The organism is Bacillus mycoides (genome assembly GCF_001757995.1).
In the GTDB taxonomy this organism is placed as follows: Bacteria; Bacillota; Bacilli; order Bacillales; family Bacillaceae_G; genus Bacillus_A; species Bacillus_A mycoides_B.
The window spans coordinates 94,810-113,344 of record NZ_LXLV01000070.1; the positions used below are offsets into that span (position 1 = coordinate 94,810).

20 protein-coding genes and 1 other annotated feature are annotated in these 18,535 nt (G+C 35.1%); of the genes, 8 read left to right on the top strand and 12 right to left on the bottom strand.

All coding sequences use genetic code 11. The features are described from left to right. Positions 1-31: 31 nt before the first annotated feature. Complete coding sequence (locus BWGOE10_RS24975; protein ID WP_070145376.1) at positions 32-2,032, bottom strand: methyl-accepting chemotaxis protein; 2,001 nt, start codon at positions 2,030-2,032, stop codon at positions 32-34. A gap of 210 nt (positions 2,033-2,242) precedes the next feature. On the opposite strand from BWGOE10_RS24975, the gene BWGOE10_RS24980 reads away from it, so the two are divergent. After that, positions 2,243-3,001, top strand: a complete 759-nt coding sequence (locus tag BWGOE10_RS24980) for a TrmB family transcriptional regulator (protein ID WP_070145377.1) — start codon at positions 2,243-2,245, stop codon at positions 2,999-3,001. 31 nt (positions 3,002-3,032) lie between these two features. Here BWGOE10_RS24980 and BWGOE10_RS24985 read toward each other — a convergent pair whose 3' ends face one another. From BWGOE10_RS24985 to BWGOE10_RS25010, 6 genes are all read right to left on the bottom strand, one after another. Continuing rightward, complete coding sequence (locus tag BWGOE10_RS24985; RefSeq protein ID WP_070145378.1) at positions 3,033-3,215, bottom strand: hypothetical protein; 183 nt, start codon at positions 3,213-3,215, stop codon at positions 3,033-3,035. Positions 3,216-3,295: 80 nt separating this feature from the next. Continuing rightward, positions 3,296-4,540, bottom strand: a complete 1,245-nt coding sequence (locus BWGOE10_RS24990) for an MFS transporter (protein WP_081338214.1) — start codon at positions 4,538-4,540, stop codon at positions 3,296-3,298. A gap of 49 nt (positions 4,541-4,589) precedes the next feature. Further along, entirely contained in the window at positions 4,590-5,903 is a 1,314-nt protein-coding gene (locus BWGOE10_RS24995; RefSeq protein WP_070145380.1) for an APC family permease, read from the bottom strand. A 65-nt stretch (positions 5,904-5,968) separates the two neighbouring features. Further along, positions 5,969-6,205 (bottom strand) — a binding site (T-box leader). A 310-nt stretch (positions 6,206-6,515) separates the two neighbouring features. Next, a complete protein-coding gene (locus BWGOE10_RS25000; protein WP_070145381.1) occupies positions 6,516-7,331 on the bottom strand; it encodes a hypothetical protein in 816 nt (271 codons plus the stop codon). A gap of 129 nt (positions 7,332-7,460) precedes the next feature. Then, a complete protein-coding gene (locus tag BWGOE10_RS25005; RefSeq protein WP_002145018.1) occupies positions 7,461-8,243 on the bottom strand; it encodes a membrane protein insertase YidC in 783 nt (260 codons plus the stop codon). A gap of 28 nt (positions 8,244-8,271) precedes the next feature. Then, complete coding sequence (locus BWGOE10_RS25010; RefSeq protein ID WP_070145382.1) at positions 8,272-8,556, bottom strand: hypothetical protein; 285 nt, start codon at positions 8,554-8,556, stop codon at positions 8,272-8,274. Positions 8,557-8,831: 275 nt separating this feature from the next. On the opposite strand from BWGOE10_RS25010, the gene BWGOE10_RS25015 reads away from it, so the two are divergent. Then, positions 8,832-9,725, top strand: a complete 894-nt coding sequence (locus BWGOE10_RS25015) for a YitT family protein (RefSeq protein WP_002145016.1) — start codon at positions 8,832-8,834, stop codon at positions 9,723-9,725. Positions 9,726-10,067: 342 nt separating this feature from the next. Then, positions 10,068-10,454, top strand: a complete 387-nt coding sequence (locus BWGOE10_RS25020; protein WP_070145383.1) for a DUF3938 domain-containing protein — start codon at positions 10,068-10,070, stop codon at positions 10,452-10,454. A 204-nt stretch (positions 10,455-10,658) separates the two neighbouring features. Here BWGOE10_RS25020 and BWGOE10_RS25025 read toward each other — a convergent pair whose 3' ends face one another. From BWGOE10_RS25025 to BWGOE10_RS25040, 4 genes are all read right to left on the bottom strand, one after another. After that, complete coding sequence (locus BWGOE10_RS25025) at positions 10,659-10,799, bottom strand: DUF3985 family protein (RefSeq protein ID WP_000404783.1); 141 nt, start codon at positions 10,797-10,799, stop codon at positions 10,659-10,661. 96 nt (positions 10,800-10,895) lie between these two features. Beyond that, the gene (locus BWGOE10_RS25030; RefSeq protein ID WP_070145384.1) at positions 10,896-11,978 is read right to left on the bottom strand and encodes a M50 family metallopeptidase; all 1,083 of its coding nucleotides are present in this window, start codon (positions 11,976-11,978) and stop codon (positions 10,896-10,898) included. Positions 11,979-11,991: 13 nt separating this feature from the next. After that, a complete protein-coding gene (locus BWGOE10_RS25035; protein ID WP_070145385.1) occupies positions 11,992-12,705 on the bottom strand; it encodes a DUF3169 family protein in 714 nt (237 codons plus the stop codon). Beyond that, positions 12,689-12,910, bottom strand: a complete 222-nt coding sequence (locus tag BWGOE10_RS25040; protein WP_070145386.1) for a helix-turn-helix transcriptional regulator — start codon at positions 12,908-12,910, stop codon at positions 12,689-12,691. The genes BWGOE10_RS25035 and BWGOE10_RS25040 overlap by 17 nt, the downstream gene beginning before the upstream one ends. A 164-nt stretch (positions 12,911-13,074) precedes the next feature. On the opposite strand from BWGOE10_RS25040, the gene BWGOE10_RS25045 reads away from it, so the two are divergent. Then, on the top strand, positions 13,075-13,854 hold the full coding sequence (locus BWGOE10_RS25045) for a hypothetical protein (RefSeq protein ID WP_070145387.1): 780 nt from the start codon (positions 13,075-13,077) through the stop codon (positions 13,852-13,854). Between the two features lie 55 nt (positions 13,855-13,909). Here the strand turns inward: BWGOE10_RS25045 and BWGOE10_RS25050 are convergent, their stop codons facing one another. Then, positions 13,910-14,524, bottom strand: coding sequence for a DedA family protein (locus BWGOE10_RS25050; RefSeq protein ID WP_016106555.1), 615 nt, complete (start codon positions 14,522-14,524; stop codon positions 13,910-13,912). A gap of 414 nt (positions 14,525-14,938) precedes the next feature. Between BWGOE10_RS25050 and BWGOE10_RS25055 the strand changes: the two genes are divergently transcribed. The 4 genes from BWGOE10_RS25055 to BWGOE10_RS25070 all read left to right on the top strand — a co-directional run bounded on the left by BWGOE10_RS25055 (position 14,939) and on the right by BWGOE10_RS25070 (position 18,306). After that, positions 14,939-15,382: a DUF3978 family protein gene (locus tag BWGOE10_RS25055; RefSeq protein ID WP_070145388.1), complete on the top strand. Its 444-nt coding sequence runs from the start codon at positions 14,939-14,941 to the stop codon at positions 15,380-15,382. Between the two features lie 30 nt (positions 15,383-15,412). Beyond that, positions 15,413-15,874 carry a L,D-transpeptidase gene (locus BWGOE10_RS25060; protein ID WP_070145389.1) on the top strand — a complete coding sequence of 154 codons (462 nt, stop codon included), beginning with the start codon at positions 15,413-15,415 and terminating at the stop codon, positions 15,872-15,874. 361 nt (positions 15,875-16,235) lie between these two features. Further along, complete coding sequence (locus tag BWGOE10_RS25065) at positions 16,236-16,901, top strand: response regulator transcription factor (protein WP_070145390.1); 666 nt, start codon at positions 16,236-16,238, stop codon at positions 16,899-16,901. Next, positions 16,879-18,306 (top strand): sensor histidine kinase, encoded by a 1,428-nt coding sequence (locus BWGOE10_RS25070; protein ID WP_070145391.1) that lies wholly within the window; start codon positions 16,879-16,881, stop codon positions 18,304-18,306. The genes BWGOE10_RS25065 and BWGOE10_RS25070 overlap by 23 nt, the downstream gene beginning before the upstream one ends. Positions 18,307-18,535: the final 229 nt, after the last annotated feature.

The following is an 18,535-nucleotide window of genomic DNA, read 5'->3' on the forward strand; positions in this document are numbered from 1 at the left end:
TTACCAAAATCTTTACCATTTTAATAATATGTTATTCCTCTACTTTAAACTGCTCAACCAATCTTTCTAAGTCCCGCATATTCTCTGTCAAACTTTCCATCGTATGAGCTACCTTTTCTAGATGATTAACCTGTGACTCGGTTGCTGCATTTACCTCTTCAGAAACAGCCGCGCTCTCTTGGCTTGTGCTAGCAATTGTTTGCATAACTTCTGTAATTTCTTCTTGCTCGTGACCTATGTTATTTACCTCTTCTACCATTTTTTCAACTGAGGTACTAATAGTGCTTACAACTGACATAATTGTGCGGAATTCTCTCTCCGCCTCTGTTGTAACTTTATTTTGTATATCCGCAATGTCTTTCAATTTACTTACAACTTCTACAACTCGTTTTACTTCTAACTGCACATCGCTAATCATTATTGCAATCTCACCCGTTGCCTCTTTTGATTGTTCAGCTAATTTCCGAACCTCTTCCGCAACAACAGCAAAGCCCTTACCTTGTTCACCTGCACGTGCTGCTTCAATTGAAGCGTTTAAAGCCAGTAAATTCGTTTGATCCGAAATACCTTTTATAAGCTCTACAACATTTTGAATTGATCCAACTCTTTGCTCTAACTTACCGGATGCTTCTTCCGTATGAACAACGATAGAAGATGATTGTCCTCTTGTACGAACTAAATTCCGCATCGTATTGAGCCCCTGCTTAGATGCTTCTTCCGCCTTGCCAGTTACGCCCTTTATTTCACCAACGGAACTATTCATTTCTTCCATCGACTGCGCCATATTTTCAAGTTGCGCTGAAACCTCCTCTACACTATTAGCAAGAGTAGACGCACCTCCGCTCACATCATCCATTGCACCTGAAACTTCTCTACTAGCTGCTACAGTTTCATTCGTTAAATAATGCAGATTGTGAGTCGATTGCTGTACTGTCGATACACTATTTTTAATTTTACTTACCATTTCATTCATTTGCTCAACCATATGATTAAAGTGAGTCGTAAGCATACCAACCTCATCTTTACTTGTCACCTTCATTTGTAGTGTTAAATCACCTTCCGCTACTTTTTGAACGTGATTTGTTAATAGTTGTAATGGTCTTGCTAATCTTCTTGAGAATATGTATGACGCAACTATTCCAATTAATAAACTTATACATGCCGTTAAAATAACCGTATTTCTTGTTTCTATTAGTAAGTTATCAATGGACTCTTTCGGATATACAATCCCGATTTTCCATTTCATCTTATCAAACAATTGACTATAGGCTACTACATCTTTTCCGCCTAATGTCGCCGCCGCAAATTTCGTTTCATCTTTATTTAAACTTTTAACAAGTGGTTCTTTCGAAACATCTTTTCCTACTTTCTCTGGGTACACAATGGCAATATTTTTATCATTTATAATAAACATTTCTCCGCCATTATTATATTGAATATTATGGAGTAGCTTTTGAATCTTCCCTAGTGATACATCCATTGCTACAACACCTAACACAGAACCATCTTGTCCGGCAATGGCTTTTGAAACTCCAATACTTAACTTACCCGTCGCGATCTCATATTGTGGTTGTCCCCAAATAATCGATTTTGTATCTGCTTCTGACGCTTTATACCAAGGACGACTTGTTGGATCATATCCTTCCGGTACTTTGCCTCCTTCAGCAAGGTTTGCACTCAACGTTTTTTTATCTTTCGTCCCTATGTAGACATCTAAAATATCAGGATGATTCTTTTTAAACCTTGAAAATTCCTTTAAAATAAAACTCTCCTCTTCTGGAGTAACCCCATCTTGTAGCATGTTTTGAATATCATCATGAGTTCCATAATGACCCATATCTTCTTCAATTCGCTGCATAAATGCAGTTAACTGCTCTGTCACAAGATCCATCGTATTTTCAGAATACTGGTCTAAGGAGTGCGTTTCTTTCTCTTTTTGCAATTGATACACAGCTGTACCTAATATTACAAACATCATAGAAATAAGCACCGAAAATACTACTGCAATTTTTAAACGTAAACTTCTCAACATCTTCCCTCAAGCATCCCCTTCTCGATGAAATTTAATCATATTAATCACTATATTAAGTATAATAGATAAATAAGAAAGCTCAATCTATATAGTTTAAAAACTTGAAATTCATTCTCATTTCAATCAACTTACTTGTTATCTCAACACTTGTGTAAAAACAAATAGTTCATTATCCTTAAACTATATAATCTCATTCGTTCGGAGGGAACTATGCTACAAAAATTCAGTTTCTCACAATATGAAAGCCAGGCCTATGAAGTTGTCGTATCAAGCAATGAACCATTAGATGCAACAACTATCGTTAAACATTCAGGTGTTCCAAAAGCAAAAATATACGAAGTGTTAGCACGACTCATTGATAAAGGGATGGTAATGGATTCTGTTTCTGAAAAGAAAAAATTGTATACAGCATTACCACTCAAGCTAGCAATTGAAAAGTTAACGACAGAATTCCAATCTAATATTAAAGAACTTGAAAATAATATTTCTAAAAAGTCATTTACAGATGACCGTGTTTGGAGTTTGAAAATGCAGTCTTCTATTAAAGTACAAAGTAGGCAACTTGTAGAAGATGCGAAAGAATCCATTCGCATCTCCGCATGGAATGATACCCTTTTAGAATATCTTCCTTTACTAGAACAAAAAGCAAAACAAGGGGTCCAGATCGAGTCCCTCATAGTTGGAAAAGTAGAAACAGACTTAGAAAACATGCATTTTTTAATCCCAGCTGAAGAGCCTAACGCATTAGAGCGTTACTTACTACTCATCGTTGACGATCGCGAAATTTTATTTGCTGGTGTGGAGCAAGAATCATGGCAAGCGATGAAAACAATGTCACAACCTTTCGTGAAGTTCTTTACGGAGTTCTTCTATCATGACGTTGCACTTGCGAAGATTACAGAGAAACACCATGATCTCTTTATGGAAGATGAGGAAATCAGAAGTCTATTAATGAAGTTGAGGTATTAAGTAATTAAAACGCAAAAAGGAGTCTAGCTCTTCACCTAGACTCCTTTTCATTTTGTTCCCTTATCTCCATCAAAAGCTCAATAATCTTCTCATTTTGCTCCACTTGTTTCTCAGAATTTTGATAGATGAAACGAACCCATCTAAATACAAAAATAATAAGAAATAATGGGACCAAAGAAATTAGAAAACCAATAATTGAAAAATTAGATTCCATATACTATCACCTCGCTATATACTCCCTTCTCCATTTCTCTACTAACCCCTGCAATTTTTTACAAATAAAAAAAGAACCTATCAAACGATAGATTCTTTTTTCGCAAACTGATTCGAGCGTCCTCTCGTAATTGAGAAAATCGCACAAAGTAGCGCCAATATAATAAAACCGCCGCCTACCCAAGCGTTATATATAACAGATGATTTCTCAATAACAACTCCGCCCACTGTTGAACCGAGCGCAATTCCTAGATGAAGTGCAGAGTTATTTAAACCTTGCTGAATACCAGCTGATTCCGGTGCAATTTCAATTAAATAGTTTTGCTGTGCTGGCGAAATCGCCCAGCTCAGCATACTCCATAATCCCATCATAATAATGAAGAGCGGGAATGAGAATGTCATCATCGGCAACATAAAGATTGCACATGCAAATACGATAATGATGGAAATAATACTTTTCTTCGATCCCCATTTATCAGCAAGCCATCCACCAAATCCGCCGCCAATTACTGCTGCAATTCCGAAAATGAAGTAAAACACACTAATCCAATTTGCTTCAACATGCATCACATCTTTTAAAAACGGTGTTAAATATGCGTATAGCGTTAAATGACCTGTTAAAAATAAAAATGACGTTAACTGTGCACTTACAATTTTTTTATCCTTTAAAGTTGCAATTTGTTCTCTTATTGATAATACCGATGTCGGTGGTACTTTCGTTAAAAATAATGAAATACAAGCAATCGCCATAACAGTTAATATTGAAATTAATACAAATGGTGCACGCCATCCATATGCATTTCCTAGCACAAGACCAAGCGGCACTCCAAGTACGAGCGATCCGCTAATCCCCATAAAAATGATCCCAATTGCACGCGCACGAAAACGCGGTTCTACTACACTAGAAGCAAGTGTTACAGATAGTGCAATAATAAGCGATCCACTCGCCGCACAAATTACCCTTGAAAACATTAACATCTCATAATTCACACTAAATGTCGAAACGATATTTCCTATTAAGAAAATTGATAATGCCACAACATATAATTTTTTTCTTTCAAACTTGCCTGTTAATGCTAATAAAACTGGCCCTGATAGAGCGAATACTACTGAAAATATTGTAATAAGCTGACCAGCTGCACTAATCGACACACCTAAATCATTGGCAACTAAATCAAGCGTTCCTCCTATAATTAGCTCAACCGTTCCGACTACGAAAGCCGCAATAGCTAAAATATATACACGAAAATTCAAGTCTTTCCCCACACTTTCTCTTTTGGTTACTACTATTATAGTAACCAAAAGAGAAAGTGGACGCAAGTACAATTTTTTTACAGCAAAAAAGCAGGCATATTATATGCCTGCCCTTCAATCATTAAACTTCAGTTTCTTTCTTCTTATTCAAGTACCAATACACCGGAAGTCCAGTAAATACAATTCCAATTGATAAGAAACAACTTACCGGATCATTAATAATCGCACTTCCAAGTACAAACAATGACCCTAAAATCGCAACGATTGGTACAATCGGGAATAACGGTACACTATATGCACGCTCTTTATCCTTGTTACGCTTTCTTAAAATAAAGACACCAATAAACGTCATTACATAGAAAATATAAATAATGAATACGGAAATCTCAGATAGCTTATTCGGATCACTAATAAGCATTAAAATAATTCCTAATATGATTTCAACAGTAATCGCATTTGCTGGTGTTTTAAATCTCGGACTTTCCTTTGCAATAAACTTAGAAAACGGAAGGTGTCCACGCTCTGCCATCGACATCGGAATACGCGGGAACGTTAAAATCTTTCCATTTAAACAGCCGAAAATAGAAATGATAATACCGATACTAATAATTTTCCCGCCATATTCTCCAAGTAACATGCCCGCAGCTGTCGCTGTTGCATTTTCTCCAAGGTCTACAATTTTCGTTGCTGGTAAGACATTTAATAACGCTAAGTTAATTAATACGTAAGCAGCAGTTACAATTAAAATACCAACTGTCATTGCCTTCGGTAATAACTTTGTTGGGTTCTTCATTTCTCCGCCAATAGAAGCGAGTAAAATCCAACCATCATAAGCAAATAAAGTTGCTAAAATTGCCATCCCGATACTTTGATTTTCTGAAATCGGTACAACTACGTTGAAGATGTCACTATTCCCTTTCCAAAAGCCTAACACAACAATTAATATAATCGGAATCATCTTTCCAACTGTCGTAACCGTTTGGACAATGCCTCCATATTTTGTTCCCATACTATTTATAACGCCTAGGAACGCAACTGTTCCAATTGCGATTGGTAAATTCCATACTTTATCTAAATAGAAAAAATTGATCATTAAAGAACTAAAATACAAACCTAACGTTCCAATAATAGCTGGTCCATAAACAATCGTTTGCATCCAGCCAGATAAATACCCCCAAAAACTTCCGTAAATCTCCTCTAAATACGTATACAACCCACCATTTTTCGGAATTTGCGCTCCAATTTCGGCTACTGTTAAACCACTTGCTAGCGTCAACAGACCACCAATTACCCAAGCAAAAATAGCCATATTAGAACTCCCTGAGTAATCTAATACGCTCCCTGGTTTCATAAACACACCAGACCCAATAATAGTTCCTACTACGATAGAAAGTGCTACTGTTAAACCAATTTTGTTTTTCTCATCATGATGCATGCTGCGTATCCTCCTTCCAATTCTAATGTGATGCAAAAATGAAATAAAAAAACACTCCTCCCTAAAAAAGGGACGAGTGTTGTATTCGTGTTTCCACCCTTGTTTCAATTAGTAAAGTGACATACTTCACCAATTTCTCAAGTCTAAATAACGGTTTTTGCCGGCAAGCAATTACTAGATATCCGTTCACTGCTGCAGTTCAGAGGTGGTAATCGATTTTCCCGTATTAGGAAGCTCACAGCCAAAGACTTCCCTCTCTGATAATCGTAAAAAACTGATCATATCCTCATCATCACTTCTTGATGTCGAATTTTGTAGTTATTTCCCATTATATTGAATTGTTAGAAAAAATCAATATATTTTTTATATAATATAAGAAATATTTCTCTTCTTATATTATAACAGAAGCTACTTTATTTCTCTAATCTCCTCATCCACGAACGCCATAAGGTGATAAATGAAATTATATCGGGGATTCGACAAGGAATATCGACTTTCCAGCAAAAAACGACAACGATAGCAATCTACATAATAAGAGGAGGCTGTTCCAAAGACAGCCTCCTCGCATACGTACCTTTCGGTTGCCCACACGAAAGATACGACATAGTTCAATTATTTATCATCTTTTCCCATGAAAAATTTATGATTTGGAAGATCGACATTTAATTCCGCTAATTGTTTCTTTTCATTTTCTAGAATCGCTTTCGCTTTTTCTTTTGTCGCTTCATCTAATCCCGTAAAGATGTCTTCATGCTTCTCTTTCTCTGGTAGGTTTACGCCTAACTCTTTCAATTTCTCTTTCACTTGCTCACGTGTTAATGTTCCGGATTTTTCTTGTTCAAAAATTGACTTTACTTTTTCTTTCGCCTGATCATCTAAGTCAGCAAGCATATCTTTACGCTTACCCTTATCTGGAAGATTTACGCCCAACTCTTTCAATTTCTCTTTCACTTGCTCACGTGTTAATGTTCCGGACTTTTCTTGTTCTAAAATCGACTTCGCTTTTTCTTTCGCCTGATCATCTAGTCCTGTGAACATTTCCTTATGCTTACCCTTATCTGGGAATTTCACACCTAGTTTTGTTAATTCCTCTTTTGCTTGCTCACGTGTTAATTTTCCAGATTTCTCTTGTTCTAAAATCGACTTCGCTTTTTCTTTCGCCTGATCATCTAATCCCGCAAACATTTCCTTGTGCTTACCCTTATCTGGGAGTTTCACACCTAGTTCCTCTAACTGTTTCTTTGTATCGTCCATAATCGTTTTTACTTTTTGTTTTGTAGCGGTATCTAAATCTTTTTTCGCAGTTTTTGTAGGTTGCTCAGCCGCCGGAGTATTCGTTGCCGCAAATGCTGGTATACCCACTCCTCCTATAATTCCAAATGATAAAGCACCTGCAATTGCTAAATACCCAACTGTTTTCTTCTTCATAGGAAATTTCCTCCTTCATATTTCTAAAGCATGTACACTTTCGTATACAATGCCAATAGTAATGTTGGTTTCTTAAAATTTCCTTAACGATTCAAATAAAAAACACCGCTCGTGATGAGCGGCGTTTTTCTAAGCTTTTTGTAATTGTAATTCTTCACGTTCCATTATTTTTCTTAATACAATTGTTTGTGTCATTGTAAATAAATTACCTGTAATCCAATACAGCACAAGTCCTGATGGTGCCGCAATACCCATAAACAAAATCATTGCTGGCATCATAATTTGCTGTATTTTCAGCATTTGTACTTGCTCTCCAGGCGTTATATTTGATTGGAACACCTTCATTTGAATAAATGTTGTTAACGCTGCGATAATCGGTAATATATGATATGGATCTGCATGTCCTAGGTTCACCCATAAAAATGAAGATGTACGAATCTCTTCAGTTCGGCTAATCGCATAATACAAAGCAGAGAAAATCGGCATTTGTATAAAGATTGGCCAGCACCCAGCTAACGGATTCCAACCGCCTGATTTCATTAGTTCTGACATTTCTTTTTGATACTGCTTTTGTTTTTCAAGATCTTTACCCACATCACCGTATTTCTGTTTCAGCTTCTGTAATTCAGGTTGCATTTTTTTCATTTTCGCTTGGCTACGATATTGCGAAACAGCTAATGGAATCATCGCTGAACGAACAACAAGCGTAATGATAATGATTGCAATCCCAAAGCTAGCTCCAGGTATATGATGAGCAACAAATTGAATCATAAATGAGATTGGATATACAAAATAATGGTTCCAAATTCCCGTACTATGTGAATCAATTGTACCTGCATTACTGCAGCCAGATAAAACAAAAACAAGTAATAATGATAAACTAATGAGCCTAGCTCGGTATGATTTTAACATGTTCATTCCTCCAATGTTTCGTAATTAATTAGCGAAACATTGGTGTATATGGACCTACCTCGTCACTCTCTCCGCTCGATTCTTGTCTGCGGACAGAACGAATCATTCCATATTTATAAAAAATAGAAAATAGCGGTACATTTCTTGTACCCTCTTCACATGTATCAACTAGTTTAAACGCTCTCTGTCTACCGCTCGATGCTTGCTGACGCACGAAACGAGAAACGTTAGCAAGAAAAAAGACTTCTAATAAACAAAGCGCTGTCGTTACAAACGATATATATAGAATTGCATCCTGCAATAAAAATTCCATCGCTTCACATCCTTAATAAAGTCATTTTAGCACATTCAACAAACATTCTCTATTTCCTTTTATTTTCAAAAAAGAATTTTGCATATTTTCTCAAAAAATTATGCCGAAAAACTAATGTATTCGCTTTCTTTAGTATATTCACACGTATCTTTGAATAGGTTTAATTTTTTAGAAATTTATAAAATTTTTGCATTATAATAAAACTATTGCCAGTTTTTGAAAAAAGCTTTATTCTCTTCTTGTAATCAAAAATGAATATGGAGATGAAACATACTATGGGTCAACTAGGAGACGCCGATTACGTTCCCGACACCGCCTTTTTATCCTTCCCAGCAGCTAAAACATTTCACTTAGAATTTATGATACAGTTAGTTGTTATTTTTATAGCCTCTATTTTGTATGCAATTTCTATGAATATGTTTTTTATCCCGCATAATATGATTAGCGGTGGGTTCGCTGGTGTAGGGATGATTATCGGTTATTTAATGCACTACAATATCGGAGCACTTATCTTTTTACTAAACATTCCGCTTCTTATTTTAAGTCACTTTTACTTAGGAAAGAAGACAACCTTTTTAACGGCATACTTTGTAGCTGTATCATCTTTAGCGATGAACATTATCCCAGTACACCAAGTTTCAGACGATATTTTACTGTCTTCTGTATTCGGTGGTGTCATCTGCGGTGCTGCCTCAGGAATCATATTCCGATTTGCTTCTTCAACAGGTGGTTTTGATGTTGTTGGATTAATTGTAGCGAAACATCGCGATGTTTCAATTGGAGCAATCATCTTTGGATTCAACTTAATCTTACTTGTTGCAGCAGGATTTATTTTCGGATGGGATATTACGCTTTATACGTTAATTAGTCGGTTTGTAGTCAGCAAAGTAATTGATGCCGTGCATACAAAACATATTAAATTAACGATAATGACAATTACAGAAAAAGGTGAGGAAATAAAAAGCTCACTATTACATCACGGCATACGTGGGGTGACAATGGTAGATGCTGTCGGCGGCTATACAAACCATAAGAAAAAAATGATTTACACTGTCGTAACTCGCTACGAGTTGGGCGAAATGAAACGTATTATCCGCCAAGTGGATAATAAAGCATTTATGAACATTACTGAAACAGTTGAAATTGTCGGCCGTTTCAAACGTATATAAAAAAGCGCAAGGAACTACAATTCCTTGCGCTTTTTATTTTTTACACTTATTACAAAATCAGATAATTCTATTATTGTATCACTAAATGTGTTATAATAAAATTAGACTTACAAAAAAGAGTATATAGACTTGGAAGTTTCTCTTATTTTTATAAGCAAAAAGAAACGAGCAGTCGGGTATATTTCAGACACCATACACGTAACGGTTTTAAAAAAACCGCTCATCTTAGTTATTCTTCACTGATCTTTTTATAAAAAGATACGTACAACTAAAATTCACTTCAATATACTATACCTACCTTTTTGACTTCCAAATCATCTTATTACATAAGGAGATGAACATATGAATCAATATATACGATACACACTAGCTGTCCTATTTGCCATCGTCGGCGGCGTGATCTGTTTCTGGACAAACACTCAACTTGGAGAGAATATCATTTTTAATGGAATCGAGACACTTGTAAGCGCTTCAATTTTAGGCGGATACATTTTCTTCCTCTTCAATCCAGAAGAAAATGCTCAAAAAACAATGTTATTAACAATGATCGGAATCGTTGGCGGATGTATATCCTACTCAATGACAAACTATACATTACCACTTCAATTAAGCTCAGCTTTCTTCCACGGTCTTTGGACTTGGTTCATTGCATTCTGCCTAGCAGACGTATTCAACCTATTACAAGACCACGAAGAAGAAAGTGGTCAACAAATTGAAAGCAATTCTTAAGCTGGAAGATACTCTTCCAGCTTTTTTGTTTGTTATTCTCCACTCTTGCATACCCCGCTTGGTATTTATCGAAATATATCAGCGATTCCTCGATTATATCGACCGTTGCTCCAATTATATCAACGATTTTTTCATTATATCGACGTTTCGAAACAGTATATCGATTTACCGACATCCTTCGACACCCCGAAAGCACAACATACCCTATCCCCCAAGCAACTTACTGCCGAACTCTACGATTAAAAAGATAACTAATAGGATCGCGAGTATCTTTAATGCTACATACGCTACTTTAAAAACAGCATAAATAAGCAAGACTATCAAAATAATCGTTAAAATTTCCATGTTTACTTCCTCCAAGCTTTGCTCTTCTTATCTCATTTTACTCGCCCTAAGCTTTTTACGGAACGGCATAAGATTACATACAGAAAAGAGGATACCTCACCCATCGTAAGATACCCTCTCCTTCAACTGCTCGAACCACTCTCTATCCAATTGTAAATATCCCATTTCACTCTTCTCAGCAGTCTTCAATTCTTTATCCGCTTTCTTCATATAAATATGGCATACTTCCATGTCTTGCTCTAAATATTTGATAATTCCTTGCGTACGGTAATACCCATGTAAGTCCATTTTTGTAATGGCCTTTGCATGCTCCTTTGCGTATTGCAGGGAAAGACTTTCCTTCTGATACAGTACTTTATATAAAAGGTACCAACTATGAAAACTACTAACGAAATATTTATTTTCTTTCGTTACAGGTAGTTGAACAATTTGTTCTACATACGGTATCGCCCTTTCCATTCCCTCTTGATCAGCTCGGACATAAAAGACGAGCATAAGTCCACTCATTATGTCCCTAATATCTTTATCCTCTTTTATTTTTTCTTCACTAATTTCTACTAATCTCTCATCCCAATCTTTCGGTCTTTTGTAACTAAATAACTCACTCGATACTTGAATCGTGTATAAGTGCTCCCTAGCCTTTTCATCATCTTTAATTAAAATGAGAAATTGCATGCCATCGCTTAGTAGCGTTCCCTTAATTGGAATTGCTGTGACGACAAAGATTGCAAGATGTAACACAGAAAAGTATAAAAGCATGTGGTAATAACTCACCATATATATGTAACCTGATACAATACCAAATACGAAACTCGTTAATGGTCCACTTAAAGTCATCCATGCCCATTTTTTTGAAAGGTTCGGTGTGTGTGTGGAAGACGGCACTAACATTGCAACGCCACCAACATACATCCATATTTTATTTTCTCGAATTCGTATTTTCCCCTTTTCTCTTTGAACAGTAATAGGCCCTACTGTCATAAACTTAAATTTCAAACCGACTATCAAACCACATATTACATGCCCTAATTCATGAATAGCTAACACAAGCAATGCAATCCCGAAAAAGGCCCATATTTCTATAATTTGCTGTACTTTTTCTATTCGAATGAATCCGTATAAAGCGGAGCAAACGAAGGCAGCGAATAATGAAAAAGCAGGCCTTCTTAAAATTTCCACCGTTTCTCTCCCCTTAATAAATCATTTTTTTGTGCATTTCGTACATGTATGTTCCAACATGTAATACCCAAACAAACGAAATCATAATGACCATAAAGAAATCTTTTCCATCTAAAAGTGCATATGCAATCGCCGCAAACCACGCACAAACAAGTGTCATATTTGTATATTGATATGCCTTATATCCCGCTTCATGAACGATTTGCTTTTGCCCTTCATCTGCATTCTTTGCCCACATTTCCATTGACTGAGAATACGTGACACTCTGTTCTGGATATAGATTGTTATACTTTTTCCTCATTACAAATCCTAACCAAGTTATAGCAATAAAGCATACTGCAGATGCCACTGTACTTACACTAACAAAAAACAAGTTCCCCTCACCTGTATACGTTCGGTAAAAAGCAATCACTGAGCAAACAAACCATGATGGAATAACAATTTCCATTACTCGAAGATAAATAAGTACTATTCCTAATCTTCTTCCCTTAACATTTTCCTCTTCATCTTTCGTTTGTGCGAGCGCTCTTGTACGCTTCCAAATATAATATATAGCTATTGCGCCAAATACACTCACCATAACAGTGCTAATAACAGGAGATATTTTACTAGTACCCGCTGTTGCAATATCCCCTACTACATACCCTATAAACCCGCCGCATACTGCTCCTACTAACAACTTCAATATAGCCGTCATTTTCCCATTCCCCTTACTCCCCATCTCCATCTTCCCCCTCCACTAACATAAATATCTCCTCCACCGGCGCTCCAAAAATTTGTGCGATTTTTAGCGATAACACAATAGATGGCGCATAATCCCCACGCTCAATTAAACTAATGGTTTGCCGTGATGAGCCAATCGCTTTACCTAACTCACCTTGTGATAAACGATGCTTTGCTCGAAATTCTCTCACCCGATTTTGAAGCCTCATATTTTACCTCTTTTTCTTTTATTTAATTAGAATTGTAAATAATATCCTGTTAGATGTCAATTATAATTGTCATTTTGACGTGGATATATGTCAAAAATACATATATATTATACTAGATATAACGTATATAATAATTTTTAAGAACTACATTATTGAGGTGTCTAATGAATAAAAAAATGCTCTTTCCTTACGCTCTTATTAAATTTTCAGCGGCCTGTTCTCTCTTTTTTTCTTTTTTATTATTTTTCTTTATAGGAAGTGATATGAACTTCTTTAAAACTTCCGAATACTTAACTGGATTTATATATATTTTTTGGTTTTACCTTCTTTTCCTCTACGCGATTTTGTGCTCGGTTATAATTGATAAATTAAATTCAAAACGTAATAGCACACCAAGAACAATTTTGCTTTATATTTTATGTGGTTACTTATTCTTCCTTCCATTCCATATATACAATGGGGGAGATGTAATCATAATTTTCATAATGGGATCTGTAGGGGCAATTTGTTCTCTTTTCTTTTATTTATGTACTTGTATAGCAAATAAATCAAAATGGTTTCGATATATGACCGCTATTATCATTCCTATTTTATTCATCGCAATATGCTCTATTGATTTTACCCAAAAAGAACAATGGGTTGAGCACAGTACAAAAAATACATTTGAGGCGGATTTCTCATATTTTAACGGCACACATAAAATACCCGTTTATGTAAAAAAGGGAGAAACACTTGAAGTTAACGTAAACTTCCTTATTACTGAAAATAGCGCCTACCAAGGTTATGGCACTGGCTTTTCTAGTGAATTTAATAAATATGAACCCCTTTCCGAACTAAGCGACGATACGTATGAACTTTCACCTAGTAAAACGGGGACATATTATATAGAAGTGACCGGTTACGGTATCGAAGGAAAAATAAAAACAAACTGGATAATAAAATAAAAAGGCAGTGCTTTTGCACTGCCTCCCTAAAATCTGACATAGAATGGATTCCATATTAACTTGCGTTTTGTAAAAATACTCGTTTTAGTTGTTTGCGGAAACGAATGCCTAACGTAATTGCTACAATGACAATAGCTCCGAAAATGATTTTACCGATATGATCTCCCAGTAATCCGAAAATATCATGTAAGTTACCACCTAACCAGTAGCCACCGATTAAGAAGAATGATACCCAGAATAAAGCACCTGAATAAATTGTAATCGCAAAACGACGAAACGGTAAGTTAATGATACCTGCAAAGTATCCTGTAAAATGACGTACACCAGGAATGAAGAAACCGATAAAGATTAGAAAATATCCATACTTATCGAACCACATTCTCGTTAAATCAATTTTTTTTTGTGTTAAAAATACGTACTTACCGTATTTTTGAACAAAAGGCATACCAAGCTTATTTCCTAAAAAGTATTGGATTGTCATTCCTACACTTGTCCCAATAAAGGATAGGATAATTAAAATAGGTAAACTCAGATCACCCTTCTGTGCTAAAAATCCCGCATATGCTAATGTTGGCTCTCCCGGAAACGGAAGTGCAATATATTCTAACAGCAAGCCTACAAGTACTACATAATACCCGTATTGCTGAAATAATTCATGAACCCATTCCATGTCATCTCCCCTTTCATTCACGTACAACTTGTTACTATTATTGTATAAAAAAATTGTCGAAATAACTATCACAATAGCTTACATTTTTATTACATTTTTGTAAGGCTCGCACTAACGTTTTCTGTTCTTTATTTAATTATATAAATTATCGTTTTAAAACGGGATGACACCTATCTATTGCAATGGCTAGAGACCTTAATATACAAATTTTATCCAGTTTTTAGCACTCAAAAATCGCCTCATTTTGTTCTCTATAAAAAACCATAACAAACTCATACTAACTTCATATTAGCTTCATATATGTATTGTAAGATTATATCGGAATTTGTTGAAAAGTTTAACTACTATATTACCTAAACATTAAATTGAATAAATATAAGTCGTTTTCCGAAATTGAAAAAAGGGAGAATAAGAATGGAAGCTTATAAAATGCATAATTTTATTAATACAAATGTTGAATCTCATCCAAATGAAACGATTTTTAATTTACACATATGTGAAACAAATGAATTTGACGTATGTGTAACAAAATCTACAACGCTATCTTTTGTCGTTTCTAAAAAGAATATTAAAATTGTCACGAAAAAATGGACTAACTCTAATCATGAAAGCATGATTGGAAAAAGTTATATCATTCCAACTAAAGCGTTTCATTATTTCTTACCAATCATTTCTGAAACAGAAGATGAAATGAACATTCAAGTACAGAGCTTCGGACTACACGGCGAGCTTTTACTAAATGAAAGATTGCTCATTGATAAAAACAACAAACATAATACAAAAATTACCACTTTTTTTGAATCACTAAATGAAAACGTAAATCAAACATTACGAGGATTACAAATTCATTGTATGTAATACTACTAAAATAGTAAAAGGAGAATATCAATGAAAAAATTACTAGTAACTATTATGTTATCGTTAGTTTTTTTAACTGTTCCATATATGTCTGCAGAGGCAGCTTCAACTAACGAACAACTTATCGTTGACACGAAATTAAATAAAATGGATTTCTATCAAAATGGAAAGCTTATAAAAAGCTTCACTGTCGCTACTGGCAAAACAGCAACCCCTACACCGAAAGGTACTTTTCAAGTGGTAAATAAAATTAAAAACCGTCCTTATTATACAGGACATATTAAAGGCGGCGATCCACGTAATCCACTTGGTGACCGTTGGCTCGGATTAAATATGGCAGGAACATACGGAACAACGTATGCGATTCATGGGACTAACAATAATCAAGCGATTGGCAAAGCTACAACACTTGGCTGTATTCGCATGTATAACAATGATATACATTGGTTATTTGAACGTATTCACCAACGTGCCACTGTCACTGTAAAATAACCTATGAACAAGATTTACATGTAGCCAAGAATTTTATATCTTGGCTTATTTTATTTATTCATTTACAGTAGCTAAACAACTCTACTTGCATATATAATGAAAGTAGACCGCACTAAATAGCATAAAAACATTAATAAACATAGATATTAAAATTATACAGTTATAATATTTTATAAATTTTACATTGCATACTATAATAGAACTACTGTGATTCTGAAATATTCAGTCCAATAAACAACTCCCCTTGCTACTTTTATGATTATTTTATAGCGGGGGCTTATTATATGTATACAACTTGAGTCATCGGAAAAATGATGAATTCGAATATTGCAGTAAAAAGCGTTATTTAGGAGGTGTTACTATGACGCATATACTGGTGATTGAAGACAACCCAGATATACAAGAACTTATTCGTGAATTTTTAACTGCCCAAAATTTTACCGTTGATGTGGTTGGCGCTGGAACAGAGGGTATTCTTCTTTTCCAAAAAAATTCATACGACCTTGTCCTCCTTGATGTAATGTTACCAGATATAGATGGTTATAGTATTTGTAAAATTATGCGTGGACAGTCTGATGTACCAATCATTATGTTAACAGGCTTACATAATGAAGAGAGTGAAATTAAAGGGTTTGAGTTGGGCGTTGATGACTATATTACGAAACCGTTCCATTACACGGTATTTATTAAACGCGTAGAAGCTGTATTAAGAAGGACAACAACGAAGGAAGCCGAAACTGCAACTATACTACAATTCCATGAATTGATGTTAAATTCTACAGCATATGCAGCTTATGTTCATGGTAATCAAATTGAACTAACAACTAAAGAATTTGAGATTATATATACGTTGTTACAAAATCGAGGAAAAGTATTATCAAGAAGTGATTTGTTAAATAAGGTATGGGGCTATGAACATTATGGTGATGTAAGAGTTATAGATACACATATTAAAAATTTAAGGAAAAAATTAGGGATTACTTATATTAAAACGGTGAAAGGCATTGGCTACAAAATCGAAGTATAGTAAGGATAACATCACCAAAAATATTTTCATCAAAACCCTATTGTTTTGTGTTCTTTTATCAATTTGTCTTTATCAAATCATTTATTTTCTAGCTTTAAACTATGATAAAGGGCGTTATGCGAAAAACCCTGAAACTCAAACTGTGGAACATGCGGATTCAGTTACGAAAAATGAACAAAATACAGCTATTTCAGGGAGTAGCATCTCAAATTTCCAGTCATCTATTATAGATTTCAAAACACTCTCTACTGCTATTAATCATCTTTTGCAACCTAGCCAAACTACAAAAGCAAAAGAAAATGTAGCAAATCTTTCTGTGGAAAGTAACAAACCTGAATCATATACTAAAGCGGAACAAACAGCCGCTAACACTGATTCCTTACATACACAAAATGCAGCAAAGAAAACAAACGAAACACATGATAATCCTAGTTTAGCAGATGCCTTGCAACAATTAGCTCCAAATATTGGTGCAACAATGCTTGCATTATCTCTGCTCGGTTCTTTATTTTATGCCAAACTAATTGCCAAACCTTTTCAATATATGAGTGATACTTTAAAAGATATTATAAATCTGGACTTTTCAGATCAACAATCACCTAACAAAAATACAGATCAAACAGATTTTAATTTGCAAGTAGCCGCTTCACAAGTCCCAACCATTGTGAAGCATCTACATGAAACAAATACAGATTTACGAAATGAGCTCAAGAAAGAACAACAATTAGAACAATCTCGCAAAGAATTTATGTCTATGGTATCCCATGAATTAAAAACACCTATCGCAGCCGTTATGGGACAACTAGATGGCATGATTCACGGAATCGGTGCTTACAAAGATAGAGATAAATACTTAAAACGTTCCTACGAGATGATGCAGGATATTAACGTATTAACGGAAAAGATGTCAGAGTTATCCAAAATACAAAACCCTCAATTCAAACCGAATTTAGAAGTTATTTCACTATCTAACATCATTGAGGACGTTATGAAGAAAGTAGATTATTTTATATCTGTAAAGCAATTAAATGTTCAATCTAATATTAAACAAGACGTACAAATTTTAGCTGATTCTAAATTTATTCAAACTGCTATTTTTAACATTATTTCAAATGCAATTCATTATACAATCGATCATCAGCATGTATATATAAAGCTTTATGAAAAACCGAACGGTTACGCATTAGAGGTATTAAATACAGGTTCACAAATTGATGAGGACAAACTCGCTCATTTATTTGAGCCTTTCTATCGCGCTAATCCTGGAAACAACGGTTTAGTACAAGGTAGCGGTCTTGGATTATATATCGTAAAACAAATACTAGATAAACATCAGTTTCCTTATGGAATACAAAACACACCTCAAGGTGTAAAATGCTCAATTGTCTTTCCAAAAGCAATGTAAACTACTACTATAATTTCATACCCCAAACTCATACTTCGTATGAGTGGCGGAATTTTGTAGAGTCTCTGACTCTGTTTCGTTCGCCCGTTGTCCTTATTAGGATAACGGGCGTTTTTTATTTATCCCGCTATTTGCGGGCAGTAAAACTCCCATCTCAAAATTCGGCTGGAGCAAAGAAGTTAGGTGGAAATCGGGCTAATAATCAGTGGGGGATGAACACACCCCCCAC

Excerpts from the sequence above, each read along its gene's own strand:
- BWGOE10_RS24975 (WP_070145376.1), bottom strand. The coding sequence starts at position 2,032 with ATGTTGAGAAGTTTACGTTTAAAAATTGCAGTAGTATTTTCGGTGCTT.
- BWGOE10_RS24980 (WP_070145377.1), top strand. The coding sequence starts at position 2,243 with ATGCTACAAAAATTCAGTTTCTCACAATATGAAAGCCAGGCCTATGAA.
- BWGOE10_RS24985 (WP_070145378.1), bottom strand. The coding sequence starts at position 3,215 with ATGGAATCTAATTTTTCAATTATTGGTTTTCTAATTTCTTTGGTCCCA.
- BWGOE10_RS24995 (WP_070145380.1), bottom strand. The coding sequence starts at position 5,903 with ATGCATCATGATGAGAAAAACAAAATTGGTTTAACAGTAGCACTTTCT.
- BWGOE10_RS25000 (WP_070145381.1), bottom strand. The coding sequence starts at position 7,331 with ATGAAGAAGAAAACAGTTGGGTATTTAGCAATTGCAGGTGCTTTATCA.
- BWGOE10_RS25005 (WP_002145018.1), bottom strand. The coding sequence starts at position 8,243 with ATGTTAAAATCATACCGAGCTAGGCTCATTAGTTTATCATTATTACTT.
- BWGOE10_RS25010 (WP_070145382.1), bottom strand. The coding sequence starts at position 8,556 with ATGGAATTTTTATTGCAGGATGCAATTCTATATATATCGTTTGTAACG.
- BWGOE10_RS25015 (WP_002145016.1), top strand. The coding sequence starts at position 8,832 with ATGGGTCAACTAGGAGACGCCGATTACGTTCCCGACACCGCCTTTTTA.
- BWGOE10_RS25020 (WP_070145383.1), top strand. The coding sequence starts at position 10,068 with ATGAATCAATATATACGATACACACTAGCTGTCCTATTTGCCATCGTC.
- BWGOE10_RS25025 (WP_000404783.1), bottom strand. The coding sequence starts at position 10,799 with ATGGAAATTTTAACGATTATTTTGATAGTCTTGCTTATTTATGCTGTT.
- BWGOE10_RS25035 (WP_070145385.1), bottom strand. The coding sequence starts at position 12,705 with ATGGAGATGGGGAGTAAGGGGAATGGGAAAATGACGGCTATATTGAAG.
- BWGOE10_RS25040 (WP_070145386.1), bottom strand. The coding sequence starts at position 12,910 with ATGAGGCTTCAAAATCGGGTGAGAGAATTTCGAGCAAAGCATCGTTTA.
- BWGOE10_RS25045 (WP_070145387.1), top strand. The coding sequence starts at position 13,075 with ATGAATAAAAAAATGCTCTTTCCTTACGCTCTTATTAAATTTTCAGCG.
- BWGOE10_RS25050 (WP_016106555.1), bottom strand. The coding sequence starts at position 14,524 with ATGGAATGGGTTCATGAATTATTTCAGCAATACGGGTATTATGTAGTA.
- BWGOE10_RS25055 (WP_070145388.1), top strand. The coding sequence starts at position 14,939 with ATGGAAGCTTATAAAATGCATAATTTTATTAATACAAATGTTGAATCT.
- BWGOE10_RS25060 (WP_070145389.1), top strand. The coding sequence starts at position 15,413 with ATGAAAAAATTACTAGTAACTATTATGTTATCGTTAGTTTTTTTAACT.
- BWGOE10_RS25065 (WP_070145390.1), top strand. The coding sequence starts at position 16,236 with ATGACGCATATACTGGTGATTGAAGACAACCCAGATATACAAGAACTT.